The sequence below is a fragment of the Xenorhabdus aichiensis genome (assembly GCF_028598775.1).
GTDB classification, from domain to species: domain Bacteria; phylum Pseudomonadota; class Gammaproteobacteria; order Enterobacterales; family Enterobacteriaceae; genus Xenorhabdus; species Xenorhabdus bovienii.
In genome coordinates, this window is the sequence record NZ_JAQRFO010000012.1 from 25,676 (window position 1) to 45,661 (window position 19,986).

The window sequence follows — 19,986 nt, forward strand, 5'->3', positions numbered from 1 at the left end:
TTAACATCAAATAACAACAACTAAATACGAATCGATTGCCCTGCGCTGATTTTGGCCAGCATCGCTTTACTGATTTTTTGAATATCCATAATGTCATCAATAGCTCCCAGCTGGATCGCCGCTCGTGGCATACCAAAAACTACGCAGCTTGCTTCACTCTGTGCCAGCGTATAAGCACCCGCCTGTTTCATTTCCAGCAGGCCGGCAGCACCATCACTGCCCATTCCGGTCAAGATGACACCAACGGCATTGCGTCCCGCATATTTGGCAACGGAGCGGAACAGCACATCAACGGAAGGACGATGACGATTAACCGGCGGGGCGCGGTTAGTCATGATTTGATAATTGGCTCCGCTACGGCACAGTTCCATATGGTGATCCCCCGGAGCGATGTAAGCATGCCCCGGCAGAACCCGCTCACCATTCTCGGCCTCTTTAACGGTGATCTGGCTTAATTTATTGAGCCTTTCTGCAAATGAACGTGTAAAACCCGGCGGCATATGCTGGGTGATCAGTAACGCCGGGCTGGTGACAGGCAAAGGTTGCAACAAGTTTTTTATTGCCTCTGTTCCCCCTGTCGAAGCGCCGACTGCGATCAGTTTTTCGCTGGATAATAGTGGCTTGAAATTCAATGGGGTAGCAATCACAGGACTGGACGGCATGGTACTGATTTTTGCCTGTGCCGCAGCGCGGATTTTTTCGGCAATCAGCTCACTATAGGCCAGCATTCCTTCGCGAAGGCCCAGTTGCGGCTTGGTCACAAAATCAACCGCCCCCAACTCCAGTGCTTTCAATGTAATTTCTGATCCTTTCGCCGTCAGAGACGAAACCATCACAACCGGCATGGGACGCAAACGCATTAATTTTTCAAGAAAATCAATGCCGTCCATGCGTGGCATCTCAACATCTAATGTTAATACCTGAGGGTTGTGTTTTTTTATTAAATCACGGGCAACAAACGGATCTGGCGCGCAGTCCACCACCTCCATATCTGGGTGGCTATTGATTATTTCCCGCATGATCTGGCGCATCAGCGCCGAATCATCCACACACAGTACAGTTATTTTATTCATGACCCCTCCCTGCCCGACGACCTACACCGTAAACGGTCTGTCCTTGCAAGTAGAACTCTCGGCTGATTTGAGTGACGTTTTCGGAATGCCCCGCAAAGAGCAAACCATCCGGTTTTAAGAAATTGACAAAACAACGCAAAATTCTTTCCTGCGTCTTTTTGTCAAAATAAATCATGACATTACGACAAAATATCGCATCAAACTTACCCTCGAGCGCCCAGTCAGAATCCAATAGATTCAAGTGCTGAAAGTTAACCAGTTCAGCCAGTGCAGGACGCACTCTGGCATATCCTTCAAAAAGACCAATGCCTTTGAAAAAATACTTTTTCTTTTGGCTATCACTCATGTGCTGTAATTCTTCCAGTCGATATACTCCCTGACGGGCTTTTTCCAGTACATGAGTATCAATATCGCTGCCAATGATTTTTATCCGATTTGTCCGATGCCCCAATGCATCACACAAGGTCATGGCGATAGAATACGGTTCTTCCCCCGTCGAAGCGGCTGCGCTCCAAACGCGGTATGTGCCTCCGTTTTTTCTACTAGCATGCGCCGCCAAAATGGGAAAATGATGAGCTTCCCTGAAAAACGCCGTGAGATTGGTGGTCAATGCATTGATGAATAATTCCCATTCTTTGCTATGAATATTCTGTTCCAGAATCGACAGGTATTGACCAAAATCATTGATTCCCAGTACACGCAAGCGCCTGACCAGACGGTTGTAAACCATTTCACGTTTATTTTTGGCCAGTACAATACCAGCCCGTTGATAGATAAACTGGCAGATGCGCTCAAATTGCGCATCCGACAAAATATGCCGCTGAAACATAAAGTTCAGCGGTGAAATAGCATCAGTATCTGAGGCTGCTAAATTGGATTTCATCTGACCTCAGCGGTTTTGACTTGCGATATACTCATCGGTCATTTTTGAAGCAGAGGATGTCTGATGGTCATACTCATTGTCTAAGCCTTCAGGCAGTTCAAATAAAGCAACGGTTTTCACTAATGTGTCGGCCTTATCTTCAAGCGCAGCGGCGGCGGCCGCAGATTGTTCCACCAATGCCGCATTTTGCTGTGTGACTTGATCCATCTGGCTGACAGCTTGGGCAACCTGATGAATACCACGGCTTTGTTCATCAGAAGCGGCTGCAATTTCAGCCATCAGTTCAGTGACTTGGTTCACTGATTTGACTAATTCATCCATGGTGTTCCCGGCGTTATTAACTAGCTCAGAACCTTGGTTAACTCGATGGACAGATTCATCGATCAGGGTTTTGATTTCTTTCGCCGCCTCAGCACTGCGTTGCGCCAAGTCACGCACTTCGCCCGCCACGACAGAGAACCCACGTCCCTGCTCACCGGCACGCGCTGCTTCAACCGCCGCATTTAATGCCAGGATATTGGTTTGGAAGGCTATGCCATCAATGACACTGATAATGGCGCTGATTTTCTTCGAACTGTTGGCAATTTCATCCATAGTGGCCACCACGCTGACGGTCAATTCACCACCTTTCGAAGCCGTCTGGGAAGCAGATACTGCCAGTTCACTGGCCTGACGTGCGTTTTCAGCGTTCTGTTTGACAGTAACAGTCAGCTCTTCCATGCTGGCAGCGGTTTCTTCCAGCGACGCAGCCTGTTCTTCAGTGCGCGATGATAGGTCGGTATTGCCCTGTGAGATTTCCTGAATACCGGCATACATTTGATTGGTGTTGTCCCGCACGGAAGAGATCGATTTGATCAGTGATTTTTGCATGTCGCGCAGTTTTCTGAATATATCGCCAATTTCGTCACTGGTTGTGACAGCAATTTCTTTATTCAGGCGGCCTTCTGCCACGTCCTGAAAACAGGCTCGCATATTGTCAAACGGCCGGAGCAGATTACGTCGCATCCACCAGTGCGCTGTTGCCGAAACAACAAATACCATCAGGATAGAACCAAAAAACATGGCGATGGAAACTTTATAGTAAAAAGCGCCATCGGAAACCGCTGTGCTGATGTTAAGGCCGAGATATTGCATGTAATTGTTGTATGCGACTTCTAGCTGGCGCTGGTAATTTTCTGTTGGCTGATCAAGAAATGCTTGGAAGTTCCCTTCATAAAGATACGTTTTCAGCTCTTTCAACGCATTAAAATATTCTTGGTAAGAACGCTCAACCGCAGCCAATAAGGCGACACTTTGGTCATTCTTTTCTATCTGAGGTAACGCACTGAACTGTGCGAAATTCCTTTCAGCTTCATTCAATGAGCTTTTGAGCAACGCTTCCATCGCGTCGATCTGATCCTGCGACTGACCCACTTTTTGGCCAATGGCAATTTTGTTGAGAGTGTTACGCGTTTGCAGCATTGCTGCCCAGCTCAATCCAAGGGTATCTCTTCGTTTAGTTCCCAAATCAATTCTTTCAATATATGACTGGTCTGTATGAATTATTCCCAGAGACAAGCCGCTCGAAATAATTTGCATAACACAAAACATCATGAGTAATAGATATAAACTGGTTGATATGCGAAGCCTGCCTAACATGTAATCACCTCGTTTAACGGCTGCATTATGCAGCCGTGGTTATCGCTATTATTTTTTAGAATGTTTCCCAATTAGAGGGGTCTTCCACATTGCTGCCTTTCTTCAGCACAGGAGGATTCGTTTTATTAGCTGGAGGAGTCGGCGATTTTATCGTCGATAAAACTTCATGTTTTCTTTTTTCAGACTGCTTCCTTTCGGCCTGCTCCGGTAGCTGGAACAACGAGACTGCTTTGGTCAAGATCATGGCCTGCTCTTCCAGTGCCGCTGCTGCGGCCGCAGACTGTTCAACCAGTGACGCATTCTGTTGTGTAACTCTATCCATTTCAGAAATAGCGACACCAACTTGAGTAATTCCTCTACTTTGTTCATCAGAAGCCGATGCAATTTCCCCCATGATGTCAGTCACGCGGGTCACAGAATCGACAATTTTATTCATCGTTTCGCCGGCACTTTCCACCAGCACAGAACCGGTGTTAGTACGATCCACAGAGTCTTCAATCAGGGATTTGATTTCTTTGGCCGCTTCCGCACTGCGTTGTGCCAAATTGCGAACTTCGCCGGCAACCACCGCAAAACCGCGGCCATGCTCACCTGCACGAGCAGCTTCTACCGCAGCGTTAAGGGCAAGAATATTGGTCTGGAAGGCAATGGCATCAATCACACCGGTGATATCAGAAATTTTGCGGGAACTGTCAGCAATGTCATGCATGGTTTGCACCACATTCGCCACCACTTTACCTCCCTGACGGGCGATATCGGAGGCATTGTCAGCCAAATTGCTCGCTTGACGGGCATTGTCAGCATTCTGTTTTACCGTTGCAGTCAACTGTTCCATGCTGGCAGCGGTTTCCTCCAGCGAAGCCACCTGCTGTTCTGTACGAGAAGAAAGATCGTTGTTACCCGCGGCAATTTCGCTGGTGCCGGTATAGATGGTTTCCGTACTCTGATGAACACTTCTGACGGTATGGATCAGCTCGTCCTGCATATGCCTCAAGCCAACCGCCAGCATGCCCATTTCATTGGTACCGGACACATTGATGGTTTGGGTCAAGTCACCTTTCGAGAAGGCTTTAATATTTTCCAGTAATTTATTCAATGGATTGATCAATGCTTTACGCAAGCTAATCCAGCTTACTGCCATAACCAAAATCAACAGCACAAACACAGAGATTAAGCTAATGATGATATTGCGATAAGCGATATCTGCTTCGCGCGCCACTTCATCATACAGTTTTTGATCCTGGTTCAGATAGTAGTCGTATTCCACATTAAAAGCGTTCTGATAGTCGGTGGTTTTCTGGGCAAAAAATTCTTTATACTGTTTTTTTGCCAGAAACCCATCCAACTCTTTGAGCGCGTTAAGATATTCATGATGAGTTTGTTTTAAACGTTGGAGATGGTCTGGATCATGTATGGGCAATTTTTTGAGCTGTTCAAATTGCTCGAAGCGGCGTTCCCCACGAGCTAAATTGACTTTAGATTCAGCCAGAACATCATCAATTTGGTAAGTACCCTCAAGATCGCGTTCTTTCATCATATAGATGATGCCAACACGGTTCAGGTTATTACGGGCTTGCAGCAGGTTGATCCAGCTTTCATCCAATAACTTTTGCTGCTGCCGCATTTTATCCAATAAATCAAAGGCTTCTGTATCGTTCTTTAAACCATTAAAGAACAGTCCCCCGGAGATAAATTGCAGAGCACCAAATAATATGATGACTGAGATTAGCCCCGTCACTATTTTCATTCGGTTAAACATGACTTCCCTTTTGTAATAAATTGCTATGCCAGTGTTATCGGCACCCTTAAAGGGAACTTTATGTGTAATCCAAAAAATTGAGTTTTTGCACTATTTTTTTGATCTAAAACAATTAAGGCTGCCGTTTTGCTCGACTGACTATAGTGAGTGGCAACAATCACGACAGCCCTGAAATATCAGCTCTTGGCGACAGAATCCACCAATGCCATTTCTTCACTGTTAAGGAGTTTTTCGATATCCACCAGAATCAACATCCGTTCATCAATGGAACCTAACCCTGTCAGATATTCAGTTGACAAAGTGACCGCAAACTCCGGCGCTGGGCAAATTTGATCGTCCTTCAGAGACAGCACATCGGACACACCATCGACCACAATTCCTACCACACGATTAAGCAGGTTCAGGACAATCACAACGGTGTTGTCGTTATAAGTGACGTTTTCTTGCGAGAATTTGATCCTCAAGTCAATAATGGGAACAATCACCCCACGCAGATTGGTTATCCCTTTGATAAAAGAAGGTGTATTCGCAATCCGGGTAACTTGGTCGTAACCGCGTATTTCCTGCACTTTCAGTATTTCAATTCCATACTCTTCGTCACCCAAGGTGAAAACCAGATATTCCTTTCCGGTCGTTTCCCCCGATAATTTACTGAATTCTTCTATGGCTGACATGATGTTACCTTTTACTGTGTTATTTTTTTATTCACTAGCTCCGCCTTACGCGTAGCCAACTGTTCATGATTGAGTTTCTGCAAAGCAGGAATATCAATGATCAGGGCAACACTGCCGTCTCCCATAATGGTGGCAGCCGAAATGCCAGGTACTTTACGGTAATTGCTCTCGATATTTTTAACGACTACCTGATGCTGCCCGACCAGTTTATCCACCAGCAGTGCATAGCGACGCCCCGCGCTCTGAACAATGACGGCAATACCTTTGGTTGACGAAGTTTCCCCGTTCGAAATATCAAATATCCGGTACAATTCCAATAGCGGTAAATATTCCCCGCGGACTTGCAGCAGTTTTTCATCGCCCGCCAGAGGATAGATATCTTCTTCCTGTGGCTGTAATGAACTGACCACCGCACTCAATGGCAGAATGAAGACTTCATCATTGACTTTGACAGACATGCCATCCAGTATTGCCAATGTCAGCGGCAGTAAAATGCGAATGATCGTCCCCTTCCCTTCTTGGAAACTGATCTGAATCTGGCCACCCATATCCTGAATATTGCGCTTCACAACATCCATTCCGACGCCGCGACCAGAAACATCCGTTACCACTTCTGCGGTAGAGAATCCAGGCGCAAAAATCAACATGGCCACTTCTTCATTACTCATGTTTTCACTGACATTCAACCCTTGAGACCGCGCTTTTGCCAAGATCTTCTCGCGGTTCAGGCCTGCGCCATCATCGATAACCTCAATGCAGATATTGCCGCCCTGATGTTCAGCCGAGAGCGTCAAGCTACCCGTTTCTGATTTTCCGGCTGCAATTCGTTTTTCCGGGCTTTCAATACCGTGATCGAGGCTGTTGCGTACTAGATGCGTGAGGGGATCAATAATCCGCTCGATCAAGCTCTTATCGAGTTCCGTTGAGCTACCGATCAGCGTCAGTTCCACTTTTTTGTTCAATTTTCCTGCCAAATCCCGTACCAAACGTGGATATCGGCTGAAAACGTACTCCATCGGCATCATGCGGATCGACATGACGGATTCTTGCAAATCACGGGAGTTTCGCTGCAATTGAGCCATACAACTCAGCAGTTCGCTGTGTTTTGTCTGCTCCAATCCATCACAATGCTGTGCCAGCATAGATTGGGTAATGACCAGTTCTCCCACCAGATTGATGAGTTGATCCACCTTCTCAACAGCAACACGAATACTGGAAGATTCGACACGTTGACGTGGTGATCCCGCTACCGGACGCGGGGCTGGACGCCCTACTTCATGTACTTCTGATTTTTGTGGCACGTCAGCAGGCTGTGGTTTATCAGTACTTATCGTACTTACAGCCACACAACTTTCGATTGCCACACCTTCTGCCGCTGGTTTTTTTTCAGACTGAACATCTGCTCCAGTTTCTGCCGGATGCGAGTCCGCAACAGGCAGAAAAGTTATCTGTTCAGGTTCAATCACAAAACACATTACAGCGGTGATGTCATCTTCTGTTGCAGATGTGATCAATGAAGCTTCAAGGCTGTCTGCGGTCTGTTCAACGTCGTAAACATCACCAAGATGCCCCAATTCATCCTTCATCAAGGAGACTTCGCGTTCTTTTAGCCCAGATAGATGAACACGAATTCTCCCTTGAGCAGTTTTGCCTGCCGAAAGATTTTTTTCTTCTGGCTGATTGATCACGACTGCCTGTTCTTCTTCAGCTTCCAGCACACTCTCTTTCAATGCAGGTTCAAGCTGAATTGCAGGCATTGCAGCGTCAGAACTCTTGTCCTGCTTATCTTCCTGTAGCTCTAAGGCAAGCTGGCGCAATGTCTCGCAGATATAATTGAATGTATCTTCATCCGGCTCCTGAGAACTTTTATAGGCATCCAATTGCTGCTGCATAATATCTTTCGCTTCTAAAAACAGGTTAATAATGTCAGTAGTCAGGCGTATTTCGTCACGTCTGGCACTGTCTAGCAGATTCTCCAAAACATGCGTGGTTTGTTGCAGCTTGGCAAAACCAAAAGTTGCAGCGCCCCCTTTGATGGAGTGGGCGCTGCGAAAAATTGCATTTAGTTGTTCATGATCAGGTTCATCGGCATCGAGCAGCAATAAGTGCTGCTCCATATCGTCCAATAATTCATCTGCTTCATCAAAGAAGGTCTGATAAAACGCGGTAATATCCATCGTTACTTACTCTGTCACCTTATTAGTATCACTGGACGGCTCAGTCTGAGTCTGTACCGATATTGTGATTTCATTGGATTGTTCGGTGGGTTGCTGAGAAGGCGCTCCCTTATTCGAATCCGTTCTGATGACTTCTTGCATATCCATACTACTGTTAGCGGTCATGGCGTCACCACCACTGTTTTCCTGCTCAATCCGTTTTTCTGCATCTTTATTCAAGACAATAATGCTGATACGGCGGTTAACCGGTGAATTAGGATCAATTCCCTTCTGCATACTGACAGTGGATGCCATACCAACAACCCGCAGGATTTTGACCTCATCTAAGCCACCGTTCAGCAATTCTCGCCTTGAGGCATTAGCACGATCTGCAGAGAGTTCCCAGTTGCTATAACCCCTTTGGCCATTAGCATACTGTAAATTATCGGTATGACCAGAAAGGCTGACTTTGTTCGGAATTCCATTCAAAATCGGCGCAATTGCCTGCAAAATATCTCTCATGTAACTCTCAACCTTCGCACTGCCAACCATAAACATCGGACGGTTTTCCCTATCGATGATCTGAATGCGCAAACCTTCATCCATCATGTCGATCAACAAATGGGGACGTAGTTCTTTTAGGCGAGGATCGGTGATAATAAGTTGATCAAGTTGTTGGTGCAGTCGATTCAGACGACGTTTTTCCTCATTGGATTCAACAAGTTTAGATTCGCGAAAAACTTCTCCATCCTGCTGAAAAACTTCATCCCCTCCCCCAGGAATCGGATTTGTGCTATCGCTGCTTTGCGGCCCTTGGTTTATCGCTACCTGCAAGGGAGTACGAAAATAGTCTGCAATGCTGGTTAACTCCTGTGGGCTGGCGATCGATAGCAGCCACATGACCAGAAAAAACGCCATCATCGCAGTCATGAAATCGGCATATGCAATCTTCCATGATCCACCACAGTGCTTCTCACCGTGTTTTTTGCGTTTTTTTACTCTGATGACAGTAACATTATTCGCTCTCATAATTATTCTTCGACTTCTTGTTGTACAGGAGCTTTAACCCGACGAACATGTTCTTCAAGTTCCGTAAATGAAGGACGATCTGTGAGGAATAATGTTTTACGACCGAATTCGACCGCAATCTGTGGAGCATAACCATTCAGGTTGGAAAGCAGTGTAATCTTGATGCACTGCATCATTTTTACCTGTTCGCTGCTACGTTGACGCAGCAAGGTTGCCAGAGGAGAAACAAAACCGTAAGCCAATAAGATCCCTAAGAATGTTCCCACCATCGCATGGGCGATTAACGCACCCAGTTCCCCGGCTGGGCGATCCGCTGATCCGAGTGCATGAACTACCCCCATGACGGCGGCAACGATGCCAAATGCCGGCAGTGAATCCCCAACTATCGCCAGACTGGTCGCAGGGACTTCACTCTCTTGTTCATAAGTCTCGATTTCTTCATCCATCAAGGCCTCAATTTCATGGGGATTCATGTTACCGCTGATGATCAAACGCATATAATCAGTGATGAAATCCATCAAATAGGGATCTTTTAACAAACGGGGATACTGTGTGAAGATGTCGCTCTGGTGTGGATTTTCGATATCCCGCTCCAAAGCCAGAAGCCCATTTTGGCGTGATTTGGATAACAGGCGGAACAGCAGCGCCATTAAATCCATGTACATCGCTTTATTGTATTTTGATCTGCGCAATACTTTTGGTAAAACACGCAGTGTTGCCTTTATCGCCTTGCCATTATTGCCTACGATAAAAGCGCCAATACCCGCACCTGCAATAATCAAAAATTCCGCTGGCTGATAAAGTGCGCCCATGTGGCCACCGACAAGCAGATAGCCACCAATTACCGCACCAAAAACCACTATATATCCTAAAAGTACTAACACGCGATATCCTTTAGCTAAGTTGGTGAGCAGATGGGATTTGAACAGGGCGAATTAGTAAACGAAGAACGGTATGACAGAGCAGGTTACAGGTCTGCACATAAAAACCTGTAACCTGCTTTTAAGTTTCCCATTTAAATTCACATAGCTTGCTGAGCAAATCCATCCAGCAGTTGTGAATTAGTATCGGCAGGCAGAGCGGAAAGTTTACGTTTTTTTACCGCTCGTGAAGGTGGCTGGCAAAGACTACAAACAAAGCTGTTCACCGGTTGGTGGGCGTGCGTGATGAAAGTGCCACCACAGCAGCGACACTCTGTTGGCTGTAGCATCCCGCTATCAACGAAACGGACAAGTGTCCAGGCTCTGGTCAGTGCCAGAACAGGCCCACCTTCGCTGCTTGGAGGACATTGCTCAAGGTACAGTCGGTAAGCTTTTACAACAGCTTCAACACCGTCACAATGCCCGCTTTTCATCAAGAAACGATAAGCATTGTAGAACATAGAAGAGTGAATATTCTGTTCCCAAGTCATAAACCAATCCGTCGAAAAAGGAAGCATCCCTTTAGGCGGAGGGCTTCCCCGCAACTCTTTATACAGCCTGATCAATCGCCCTCTGCTTAATTGTGTTTCACTTTCAAGCATTTGCAACCGTGCACCTAAAGTGATGAGCTCCATTGCAAGATGGATATCTTTCGCTTCCTGAACAATACTTTTTTCAACCATCTTCACGCTCTTTTCTTGATTGAAATGTCATCCAGCACAGATAACTGCTGAAAAAGATGAGTAGACAGCAAAATACCTGTGTGAATTTGTTGCAGATCGTCCACCCGCGATTCCTTCGTTAACTGCAGCACCGTTTCGTGGTCTTCTAACCGAAAATGGCAAATCAGTTGGTTAGTTTCAGCTAATTTTACTAACTGAGGCAATGTCAGCTCGGCCAACGTATCAGCCATCGATTCACTAATACCTAAACGGAACATCGCAGATGCTTTCTCATGGTTAATTAGCCGTTGCGCTAAAAGCAAATACGATAAATTTATGTCATAAATATGTTTGAGCAATTCAACCGTACTCATTTCTATATATCCCGTCCGATTATATGAAAAATTAATTAAGTGATCAAAGAATCACTCACGACAAAATTACCAGTAGCATGAGATTCAATAATCTCCGACATAACTGAAATATACATCTTTAGCCAGAGCAGTAACTGTCCTTTGTATTACTCTTGGGATCGCCCAATTTCTAAAATATTTCGGTAATGGGTTGTGAAAGTATTATTGCGTCATCTGATTAATGCACTTGCCACAATTGATTAAGAATATTCTTAATGCTAATTAACTTTACTCCTGAATCATCAACTTATACAACGGAGAATATATGCCATTTTAAATACTATGTGACATATATCACAAAACTGACACTTTTTATTATGATTCTAGCTCATTAACTATTCAAGCAATAGAAAACGAAAAATAGTCCACAATTAATAAGTTAAATTATCTAAATAAAAATATTAAGGACTGTTTTTTGTTTTATACGATCTATTAAACTTCTAAATTTAAAATAGCGATAAAAAATATATACTTTAGTTAAATTCTCAATATGTTAGTAAAATTTGCCTCTTGATAATGTAGGTAGGTACTCATCTTCCACTATAAGTTGACTTAGATCATAGTTATGCCAAATTTATTAATTATATGTGAATACTAGTTATTAAAAAGCTACTAATCTGATCATTTTTGATTTACGATCGTATTCTTTTCACACAGAGGAAAAGGTGGCATTCAAGCCACTTTACGCATAAATATCACACAGATCACAAAAATAAGATAAAATACAGTATGATGTTGAAATAAAAAAACATCTACATCCCTGCCTTAGAGTAAATACAGCGGACAAGGCTTCGAGAACACAACAAAAGCCACTACTATTCAAAACCACAGAAGTCACGCTAGACCACCATCATATATAAATTCATCTAAAGTAAATAAACTTATAGATAGACAGTTTATGGCATAAATTTAACTAAATCCTCACTGGTGGTTATTTCTCCTCATTGACTACCTTATACTCACGATCAATAAGATTAATTTATCATTAAAAGCGTGCTCTTTTTTCATAATGTTAAGAATAATCAATGTTTATGCCATTTATACAGAACGGAGTGACTGACTGTGTACACAAAAGAAAAATCCCCCATTAACAGAAAATTAATTTCCTTAAATAACATAAAAAATAGAAACAAAATCACTCCCAAATACAAATTTGACAATAAATTCTTATAACATAAAATCCAATTAAAAGCAGAAAAAACACTTTGAATACAAAACAGGAAATGCAAACAGAATAAATAAATATGAAAAAGGAAATTATCTTACTTAATTTAAAATATAAGTAACAATAGATCATATAAAAGTAACGATTCAAATAAAGAGAATAACGGGTAAATATGACCTTATTACCTCATTAAATTTATATTTATTGTGATAGTAAGATCATATTTAAAGAATAACATCAATACCTATTCGAAATATCTGTAAAAAATGAGTCATGATGAGGGTGATAATGGCAGCCACTGTGTGGACGGCTGACTTAATCCACACAAAATAAGATGTTAATTAATGAGAATTATTTACAACTATCCACCACCGTGATGAATGTAAAATTGCTTCATCATTTGGGTGATGACGCAGTCGTATATTAGTGTTCCTATTCACCAGAGAAAATATTTCTAAAGCAATGACTGTAATCCAATTAGTACATCAAATGGTAAAAATAGTATGTATATACCTAGTGTCATAATTATTGACGCTGTTAATAACACAGGTAATGCGACGATACTTTGGACAAACAGAACTTTTTGTGTACGCAACATATGTACAGCCAGTGCCTGAGACAACTGGCCTTCCATGAACTAGCCTATTGGAATAAAGTTTGATGTTCTGTACAGCTCACTATAAATACACATCAAATCATAGCGAATATTGTGATATCTAAGATAGAAAATGTCGTCCCTAACCCATTCATAAAATATCCGATATTCTTTACATCTATTTGCGAGGAATTCTCAATAACTCTTTATCCATTTTGTCTTACGACAAAGACAGTTGTGAAATATCGTACATTAGGTTTTGTACAAGCAAATAGATGGCTAACATCAGTAAAAATGGAATAAATACTCTGGCAATCAGTATCGAAAATACATTCACGAAATCCGACTGGCTGTCATATTTAAATACTTAATGATATTCCCAAACGTTTCCCTACTTTTTGTTACTCGTTCCCCTAATACCATCAGATTTTTATCAAACAAAATGATATCCTCTGACTCTTTTGCGGTATCGATTCTGGTGTCAACAGAAATACCGATATCAGCATACCGCAATGTAGACATATCATTTATTCCATTACCGAAAAAACTAACTGTGTATCTATTATTTTGCAATGACTTTAAAATGCGTGACTTTTCCGTGGGGTTAACTTACAAAATGCTGTTCTTAATTCCACTTCTTTTGAAAGGTCTTCATCACTCGCAAATTCAATATCAAAACTAATAAAAATATTCCTAGGATCTAAACCCACATCACGGTAAATTTCTGCGGTAATGACAGGGCTATCTCTGTTAAGTACCTTAGCTGAAACGTCATTTTCCCTTAATGCAGCAATTGCCATCGCCGCACTCACCTTTGGCAAATCTAAAAATGTTAATAAACCTTGCAGTACCATCCCCTTTTCATCAGCAACAGAAAATGGATGTTTCGCCTCATCAAGACTTAACTCCCCTGTCACTAAGATTAACCCTCTGAAACCTTGCTCTTTATAGAGATTAACCAGCTCCATCACATTGTTACGATTCTCTTCAGTGAGAGAAATTATTTTCTCCTTTAACCTCATATGAGAGCATACTGATAGCATTTCCCCAATAGCCCCTTTACCAATCAATTAGTACTTTTGCTACTGTTCTTGAACAGAAATCGGCAAGCTACGTCTAACAAAATCAAAAGATAACTCATCAATTTTTCTGTAGCTGCTGAGAAAACCAATACCAGATTTTTCGCTCCCAGACCTGACAATCGCTTGACCCATCAAATCCATAGTGCCGCTTGTTTAGCTATGCCCAATGAAAGACTAAAGTATCTTACCTGCCAGAACGGGAATAAACCACTCAATGAAATTATCATTAATGCAATAATAACATCAGTTATATTTATTTCATTTTCATGACGTGACGACAAAAAGTAATCAGTAAAAAAGATGATCATCACCAAAAGCATCAGGACATAAATAAACGAATTATGGAAAGCGATGGACTAGCTGAATAAACGCATGAGGTGCTTTTTCATGTGTACTTCATTGAACAGGTTGGCTGGCTTTAGACAACGCCTTATTCAGTTCAAGGGATAGGCGGAATATCATCCGTACTTATCCCCTGATAGATATAAAATTATGGAATTAGTAATATAAAATTATTCTAAGCAGGCAATTCTGTAACAATTTTCCAATTAACTGAACTGACGCTTTTTTCCAAACTCACTCGACAAACAATCGACTCTATTTCTTTTTGCTCAGCCGGTGTTGCCAATATTTCTGCACAGACTTCAAGCCTGTCGGGTTGAATGGCATCAACACTACTCAATGACTGCAACCTGACACCTAACCCATTAATTTCCTGTAGGATCAGTGTTCTGACTAGGATTTCATCATGAATATCACAGACAATATGGATCTTATAGCGTTGTTCTAAATCTAAGTCTTGTTGATAAGGTTGGGCATTAATCCGCTGTGCGGCCTCTCTCAATAGAATGTTCGCACACAGAATAATACCTGTGGCAATGCTCGCAGACCAATATTGACCAAGTCCGCATAACACGCCAATACCCGCCGAACACCACAATGTTGCAGCAGTATTTAAGCCCCGAATATTCATTCCTTGGCGCATAATCACGCCAGCTCCAAGAAAACCAATACCGGATACAACCTGCGCGGCAATACGCCCAGAGCTATCAACAGAAGCCGACATTGAACTTAGAATAAAGACGGCGGCGCCAGTAGCGACCAAGGCATTAGTTCTTAATCCGGCCATACGCTGGCGCCATTGGCGTTCAGCTCCAATCAGAGCCCCAAAAAACATTGCAGATAGTAAATGAATGGCAATAGGTGTTAACAACATGAAATTCTCCATAATATCAAATGGATAAATCAAGAATCATGTGCATTAATGGCCTAATTCAGTTAGTTTTATTTATTGAGGTTCTATTGATTAAATAACTTAAGATGGTTTTCAGCCCGCAGTTGAAAAATAACTCCCATACGTTATATATGAAAATTTTAACCACTAATAACTATTTTTTAATAGACTACAGCTCAATAGATAACCTAAAGAGATAATTTCTTCATCTTGCACATGGAATATGATACCGAATATTTAATTCGACTAGATTATTTGTATGTTCCCGGAGGAAATAAGGAATGAGTATATAACCACATTATGAATACCCCGATATAGTTTCTGTTGATACTTTATTTAGAATTCAATGCAATAAATTCTGAGTATCAAATAATCTTTTGTCGGGTGAGTACAGCTCATGAAGTTGGAGTAGTACCGCCCACCTTTTAAGGTAAGCAGCAGATCGGGAGGAAATGAACAGCTTACCGGATTATTTTTTATTTAACCTAAAACTTTGACTGTCCAATTATTAGCTCTCCAATAAAATTTGGAGGGAGTATAAACAGGTAAAATTGATAAGTAAAGGCTTAACCGGTAGACGATTTCACAAAAATCGTGCGATTTATCGCCTTTTTCATTAAAAAATCATAGGTCTTAAATAGCGTGTGACTCATTTTTATCTGAGTCTGGTGGGGGATAGGCAACAAACCGTGTTCTTCATCCTGTTATTTTTCTCATCCAAATAAATTGGCATAAAAGTAACTAAGATAAAAAACAAAAAGCCCGCCACGACATTTAAGTGTGGCGAGCTTAGATAAAGGCATAAAGGCTTATTAGATAGCAGTTACGTTTGCTGCTGCTGGGCCTTTGGCACCATTTTCAATGGTGAATTCTACGTTCTGGCCTTCAGCCAGAGTTTTGAAACCGTTACCTTGAATGGCAGAGAAGTGAACGAATACGTCTTTGCTACCATCAGCTGGAGTGATGAAACCAAAGCCTTTAGACTCGTTGAACCACTTCACTTGACCTTTCATTTTGTCAGACATTTGACTTTCCTATATATCAAAAAAAACTCGCCACCTCGGGCATGTGTTGGCCAGTATCAGCTATTACTTATGGAGGCACTAAGAAGGAAACGGTCAACAAAGGCTACCGGAGATAGCACTTACACATAACTCATTAACTCAAGATGTCGTACATAAAGTAGGTCTGTTTATCAGGCCAAACGCATTAACTCATGACCGCACAGGAATAGCAACCTTTTTATGTATTATCGATTTAAAAAAGCTGTATGCGCTCAATATTAGAACAAAATGACATAATAAATAGGTACAGTTATAATTTTATTTGATTTATTCAACTTTTATCTTAGCAAAAATATCGATATTGTTTCCAGACAATAACAATTTTATAAATAAAATAAGGCAATTGATATACAGATGTGTCCTCCTGGCATGCTAGCCTTAAAAATGGCATAACCTTCAATTCGATAACGCGTTTCTACAATAATCGGGTTAGTATTATGAACATCATCAAACAGATATTGATTCAGGATCTTAAGCGGATTAATCTCGAAGAACACCGTGATGGTAAAGTGCATTTCAATAGTATCTTTATTCGTCATCATCCATACCTATGCTTGGCGATGGTTATTGCTTATGCTTTCCTTGTCATGCTCATGGGGTATTCTCCCTATTTTGGCACTTGGTCACTGATTTTATTTACAGTACTTTTTGCCGCCATGGCAGCCGTTCTGCTTTTCGATATAAAGCCGGTGTATCATTTTGAAGACATTGATGTACTGGATTTACGTGTCTGTTATAACGGAGAATGGTTCGTCAATGAAAAAGTATCCCATAAAGCCATCAATAAAATACTTACTCATCCTAAAGTACCCAGTGAAATGAAAGATGAGATCAAACGAATCATGAGGAAAAAAGACGGCATTTGTTTTTATGATGTATTTATAGTTGCCTTTTCAGAACAATCGCCCTATTTTCACCCTTCCGAAATGGTGAATAAAAGTGCGTAATTTCAGTAAGGTAGCTCAATCATGACACAATGCGTTCACAGGATAAGCAAACGATAGGGAAATAGAATTTTTGCGTTGACACTCTCAGAGTTCATCGCTAATATTCGCCTCGTTCTCAGGAACGAAGCAATTCCTCCATAGTTCAGTCGGTAGAACGGCGGACTGTTAATCCGTATGTCACTGGTTCGAGTCCAGTTGGAGGAGCCAAATTTAAGAAATCCCGGTTTAGTTCTGCTAATCGGGATTTCTGCTTTTTATTTTATCAATCAGCTACTTTCCTTACTCAGATATACTTTCAACCGACTGTATTCGCACATAATTGAAGTTTTTTTGTCGGTCCGCTCGATATCAAAGTGCTCCTTTCTCACGTTGGTAGATTTGTTCCTTATTCTTCATATCGATTTGCTGAATTTTTACCAGGATGGTATCCAGAACTGAGCAAAGAAGTGATAAGAGGTTGAGTAAGGTATGGAAAATTACAGTAATGGTTATATTTTGCTGTAAAAAATAACAAAATATCATCATCTTGCACATCAGTTAGACACTTAAACTTATTTTCCATTTTTCCGCTTTACAAGCCTGAACCATTCCCCTATTATTCGCTCCGTTCTCAGGAACAAAGCAATTCCTCCATAGTTCAGTCGGTAGAACGGCGGACTGTTAATCCGTATGTCACTGGTTCGAGTCCAGTTGGAGGAGCCAAATTCAAGAAAGCCCGGTTTAGTTCTGCTAACCGGGCTTTTTGTCATTTATTTTCTGCAAACTTATCTGCTTCAGATGTATTTTTCTCCATCCAAATACAAATTCAGACTAAAAACCCCACAATAAGTCTATATTCTCAGCAAACAAACAGTTATTGCTATTTTCTGCTTTGACAAACGAAAACAATATCGTTAATATTCGCTTCGTTCTCAGGAACGAAGCAATTCCTCCATAGTTCAGTCGGTAGAACGGCGGACTGTTAATCCGTATGTCACTGGTTCGAGTCCAGTTGGAGGAGCCAAGTTTAAGAAAGCCCGATTTAGCTCTGCTAGTCGGGCTTTCTGCTTTCTAGTATTTTCCCTTCCAGCCATTTTTCCTTTTAAAGTTCGTTTTTCACTATATATCTCTCGACATTGCAAAATTCTTGCTATCACCTCCTACTTTTATTGCTTCTGCTTACTCCATCTATGTCGGCAGTTTTTCTGATACATCCCCAGCAAGCACAAAAAAGTCCAAAAAAACCTCACAAAGTACAGATTATCAGCAAACAAATAGTTATTGTTATTTTCTCCTTTGACAAACGTGAAAACTACCGTTAATATTCACCCCGTCTTGAAGGAATTCCTCCATAGTTCAGTCGGTAGAACGGCGGACTGTTAATCCGTATGTCACTGGTTCGAGTCCAGTTGGAGGAGCCAAATTCAATTCACCCTCGTGTTATTACTTCTATTTTTTTCCTTTTTTGATACGATAAATTTCCTCTGAATACCCTAGCACATATAATTTAAAATATTAATTTTTCAAAACTCATAGAATTTTATCATTCAATAATAGCTATTTAGCTATTTTCGTTTTATCATCCTCCTCCGGCTTAAGGAGTGCTGAATCAGCATCCATCATTTTTCCACTTATATTCTGGAGCCGGTTCCATGACCACTGAACCATACACAATTAAAATCCGCCGCCCTGACGACTGGCATGTCCATTTCCGCGATGATGATATGCTAAAAATCATTGTTCCTCATACCAGCCGTTTCTTTGGCCGAGCTATTGTCATGCCTAACCTAGCCCCTCCAGTGACAGATGTTGCCAGTGCCAAAGCCTATAGGGATCGGATAATTGCCGCCATTCCGTCAGACCATCATTTCCAACCCCTCATGACCTGTTACTTGACTGACTCAACAGACAGTTCACAAATTGAAATTGGTTATAAAGAAGGGGTCTTTACTGCCTGTAAACTTTACCCGGCCAATGCAACAACCAATTCCAGCCACGGTGTTTCTGATACCAAAAAGATCTATCCCTTATTGGAAACCATGGAAAAATTGGGAATGCCTCTGCTAATTCATGGTGAAGTCACTGCATCCCATATTGATATTTTTGATCGGGAAGCTCGGTTTATAGAACAGGTGATGGAACCATTACGTAAGCAGTTTCCTGAATTGAAAGTTGTTTTTGAGCATATTACAACCAAGGAAGCCGCCGAATACGTTCTTGCAGGCAATGATAAATTAGCGGCAACACTGACACCACAACACTTGATGTTTAATCGTAATCACATGTTGGTTGGCGGTATTCGTCCTCACCTCTATTGTTTACCGGTATTAAAGCGCAATATCCATCAGGAAGCATTACGTTCCGCGGTAGCCAGTGGCTGTAATCGATTCTTTCTGGGAACAGATTCAGCCCCTCATTTACAGCATCGCAAAGAATCTTCCTGCGGTTGCGCGGGCGTCTTCAATGCGCCTACTGCTCTTGCAGCCTATGCCACCGTTTTTGAAGAAATGGATGCAATAGCTCACTTTGAAGCATTCTGCTCTTTGAATGGCCCTGAGTTTTATGGTCTGCCCGTTAATGAAGGCTTCGTTGAACTCACACGTAAACCTACGCCAATCACAGAGTATATCGAATGTGGTGATGAAAAATTAATCCCATTTCTGGCCGGCGAGGATGCCAGATGGGAAGTAAAGGTATGTGAATAATTTTTTCA

The 19,986-nt window shown here is 42.0% G+C and carries 16 protein-coding genes and 4 tRNA genes; 6 read left to right on the forward strand and 14 right to left on the reverse strand.

Features of this window, described 5'->3' with window-relative positions:
• Window positions 1-20: 20 nt before the first annotated feature.
• The 14 genes from PSI22_RS07525 to cspE form a co-directional block, all read right to left on the reverse strand.
• Window positions 21-1,073, reverse strand: coding sequence for a protein-glutamate methylesterase/protein-glutamine glutaminase (locus tag PSI22_RS07525; RefSeq protein ID WP_273579230.1), 1,053 nt, complete (start codon window positions 1,071-1,073; stop codon window positions 21-23).
• Window positions 1,066-1,956, reverse strand: a complete 891-nt coding sequence (gene cheR, locus PSI22_RS07530; protein WP_273579231.1) for a protein-glutamate O-methyltransferase CheR — start codon at window positions 1,954-1,956, stop codon at window positions 1,066-1,068. The genes PSI22_RS07525 and cheR overlap by 8 nt, the downstream gene beginning before the upstream one ends.
• Window positions 1,957-1,962: 6 nt before the next feature.
• Complete coding sequence (locus PSI22_RS07535; protein WP_273579232.1) at window positions 1,963-3,594, reverse strand: methyl-accepting chemotaxis protein; 1,632 nt, start codon at window positions 3,592-3,594, stop codon at window positions 1,963-1,965.
• 55 nt (window positions 3,595-3,649) lie between these two features.
• On the reverse strand, window positions 3,650-5,353 hold the full coding sequence (locus PSI22_RS07540) for a methyl-accepting chemotaxis protein (protein WP_273579233.1): 1,704 nt from the start codon (window positions 5,351-5,353) through the stop codon (window positions 3,650-3,652).
• 176 nt (window positions 5,354-5,529) lie between these two features.
• Entirely contained in the window at window positions 5,530-6,027 is a 498-nt protein-coding gene (gene cheW / locus PSI22_RS07545; RefSeq protein WP_012988402.1) for a chemotaxis protein CheW, read from the reverse strand.
• Window positions 6,028-6,038: 11 nt separating this feature from the next.
• Complete coding sequence (gene cheA, locus PSI22_RS07550) at window positions 6,039-8,204, reverse strand: chemotaxis protein CheA (protein WP_273579234.1); 2,166 nt, start codon at window positions 8,202-8,204, stop codon at window positions 6,039-6,041.
• A gap of 6 nt (window positions 8,205-8,210) precedes the next feature.
• The gene (gene motB / locus PSI22_RS07555) at window positions 8,211-9,212 is read right to left on the reverse strand and encodes a flagellar motor protein MotB (RefSeq protein WP_273579235.1); all 1,002 of its coding nucleotides are present in this window, start codon (window positions 9,210-9,212) and stop codon (window positions 8,211-8,213) included.
• 2 nt (window positions 9,213-9,214) lie between these two features.
• Entirely contained in the window at window positions 9,215-10,096 is an 882-nt protein-coding gene (gene motA / locus PSI22_RS07560; protein WP_273579236.1) for a flagellar motor stator protein MotA, read from the reverse strand.
• A 137-nt stretch (window positions 10,097-10,233) separates the two neighbouring features.
• Entirely contained in the window at window positions 10,234-10,815 is a 582-nt protein-coding gene (flhC, locus tag PSI22_RS07565) for a flagellar transcriptional regulator FlhC (protein ID WP_038190163.1), read from the reverse strand.
• A 2-nt stretch (window positions 10,816-10,817) separates the two neighbouring features.
• Window positions 10,818-11,168 carry a flagellar transcriptional regulator FlhD gene (gene flhD, locus PSI22_RS07570; protein ID WP_273579237.1) on the reverse strand — a complete coding sequence of 117 codons (351 nt, stop codon included), beginning with the start codon at window positions 11,166-11,168 and terminating at the stop codon, window positions 10,818-10,820.
• A gap of 2,132 nt (window positions 11,169-13,300) precedes the next feature.
• Window positions 13,301-13,489, reverse strand: coding sequence for a hypothetical protein (locus PSI22_RS07575; protein ID WP_273579238.1), 189 nt, complete (start codon window positions 13,487-13,489; stop codon window positions 13,301-13,303).
• A gap of 56 nt (window positions 13,490-13,545) precedes the next feature.
• Entirely contained in the window at window positions 13,546-14,037 is a 492-nt protein-coding gene (locus PSI22_RS07580) for a hypothetical protein (protein ID WP_273579239.1), read from the reverse strand.
• Between the two features lie 529 nt (window positions 14,038-14,566).
• On the reverse strand, window positions 14,567-15,265 hold the full coding sequence (locus PSI22_RS07585) for an MgtC family protein (protein WP_273579240.1): 699 nt from the start codon (window positions 15,263-15,265) through the stop codon (window positions 14,567-14,569).
• 830 nt (window positions 15,266-16,095) lie between these two features.
• Window positions 16,096-16,308: a transcription antiterminator/RNA stability regulator CspE gene (gene cspE, locus PSI22_RS07590; RefSeq protein WP_010847246.1), complete on the reverse strand. Its 213-nt coding sequence runs from the start codon at window positions 16,306-16,308 to the stop codon at window positions 16,096-16,098.
• A 476-nt stretch (window positions 16,309-16,784) separates the two neighbouring features.
• Between cspE and PSI22_RS07595 the strand changes: the two genes are divergently transcribed.
• The 6 genes from PSI22_RS07595 to pyrC all read left to right on the forward strand — a co-directional run bounded on the left by PSI22_RS07595 (window position 16,785) and on the right by pyrC (window position 19,978).
• Window positions 16,785-17,294 (forward strand): YlaC family protein, encoded by a 510-nt coding sequence (locus tag PSI22_RS07595; protein WP_273579241.1) that lies wholly within the window; start codon window positions 16,785-16,787, stop codon window positions 17,292-17,294.
• Window positions 17,295-17,425: 131 nt separating this feature from the next.
• Window positions 17,426-17,501, forward strand: a tRNA-Asn gene (locus PSI22_RS07600).
• A gap of 419 nt (window positions 17,502-17,920) precedes the next feature.
• Window positions 17,921-17,996: transfer RNA gene (locus PSI22_RS07605), tRNA-Asn, on the forward strand.
• Between the two features lie 225 nt (window positions 17,997-18,221).
• A tRNA-Asn gene (locus PSI22_RS07610) sits at window positions 18,222-18,297 on the forward strand.
• Window positions 18,298-18,618: 321 nt separating this feature from the next.
• Window positions 18,619-18,694 (forward strand) — tRNA-Asn (locus PSI22_RS07615).
• A 231-nt stretch (window positions 18,695-18,925) separates the two neighbouring features.
• On the forward strand, window positions 18,926-19,978 hold the full coding sequence (pyrC, locus tag PSI22_RS07620; RefSeq protein ID WP_273579242.1) for a dihydroorotase: 1,053 nt from the start codon (window positions 18,926-18,928) through the stop codon (window positions 19,976-19,978).
• Window positions 19,979-19,986 lie beyond the last annotated feature (8 nt).

Bases quoted from the DNA above. Each gene is read 5' to 3' on its own strand.
- cheA (WP_273579234.1), bottom strand. From the start codon at position 8,204: ATGGATATTACCGCGTTTTATCAGACCTTCTTTGATGAAGCAGATGAA.
- cspE (WP_010847246.1), bottom strand. From the start codon at position 16,308: ATGTCTGACAAAATGAAAGGTCAAGTGAAGTGGTTCAACGAGTCTAAA.
- PSI22_RS07525 (WP_273579230.1), bottom strand. From the start codon at position 1,073: ATGAATAAAATAACTGTACTGTGTGTGGATGATTCGGCGCTGATGCGC.
- motB (WP_273579235.1), bottom strand. From the start codon at position 9,212: ATGAGAGCGAATAATGTTACTGTCATCAGAGTAAAAAAACGCAAAAAA.
- cheW (WP_012988402.1), bottom strand. From the start codon at position 6,027: ATGTCAGCCATAGAAGAATTCAGTAAATTATCGGGGGAAACGACCGGA.
- flhC (WP_038190163.1), bottom strand. From the start codon at position 10,815: ATGGTTGAAAAAAGTATTGTTCAGGAAGCGAAAGATATCCATCTTGCA.
- PSI22_RS07575 (WP_273579238.1), bottom strand. From the start codon at position 13,489: ATGTCTACATTGCGGTATGCTGATATCGGTATTTCTGTTGACACCAGA.
- pyrC (WP_273579242.1), top strand. From the start codon at position 18,926: ATGACCACTGAACCATACACAATTAAAATCCGCCGCCCTGACGACTGG.
- PSI22_RS07595 (WP_273579241.1), top strand. From the start codon at position 16,785: ATGAACATCATCAAACAGATATTGATTCAGGATCTTAAGCGGATTAAT.
- PSI22_RS07535 (WP_273579232.1), bottom strand. From the start codon at position 3,594: ATGTTAGGCAGGCTTCGCATATCAACCAGTTTATATCTATTACTCATG.
- PSI22_RS07585 (WP_273579240.1), bottom strand. From the start codon at position 15,265: ATGTTGTTAACACCTATTGCCATTCATTTACTATCTGCAATGTTTTTT.
- flhD (WP_273579237.1), bottom strand. From the start codon at position 11,168: ATGAGTACGGTTGAATTGCTCAAACATATTTATGACATAAATTTATCG.
- cheR (WP_273579231.1), bottom strand. From the start codon at position 1,956: ATGAAATCCAATTTAGCAGCCTCAGATACTGATGCTATTTCACCGCTG.
- PSI22_RS07540 (WP_273579233.1), bottom strand. From the start codon at position 5,353: ATGTTTAACCGAATGAAAATAGTGACGGGGCTAATCTCAGTCATCATA.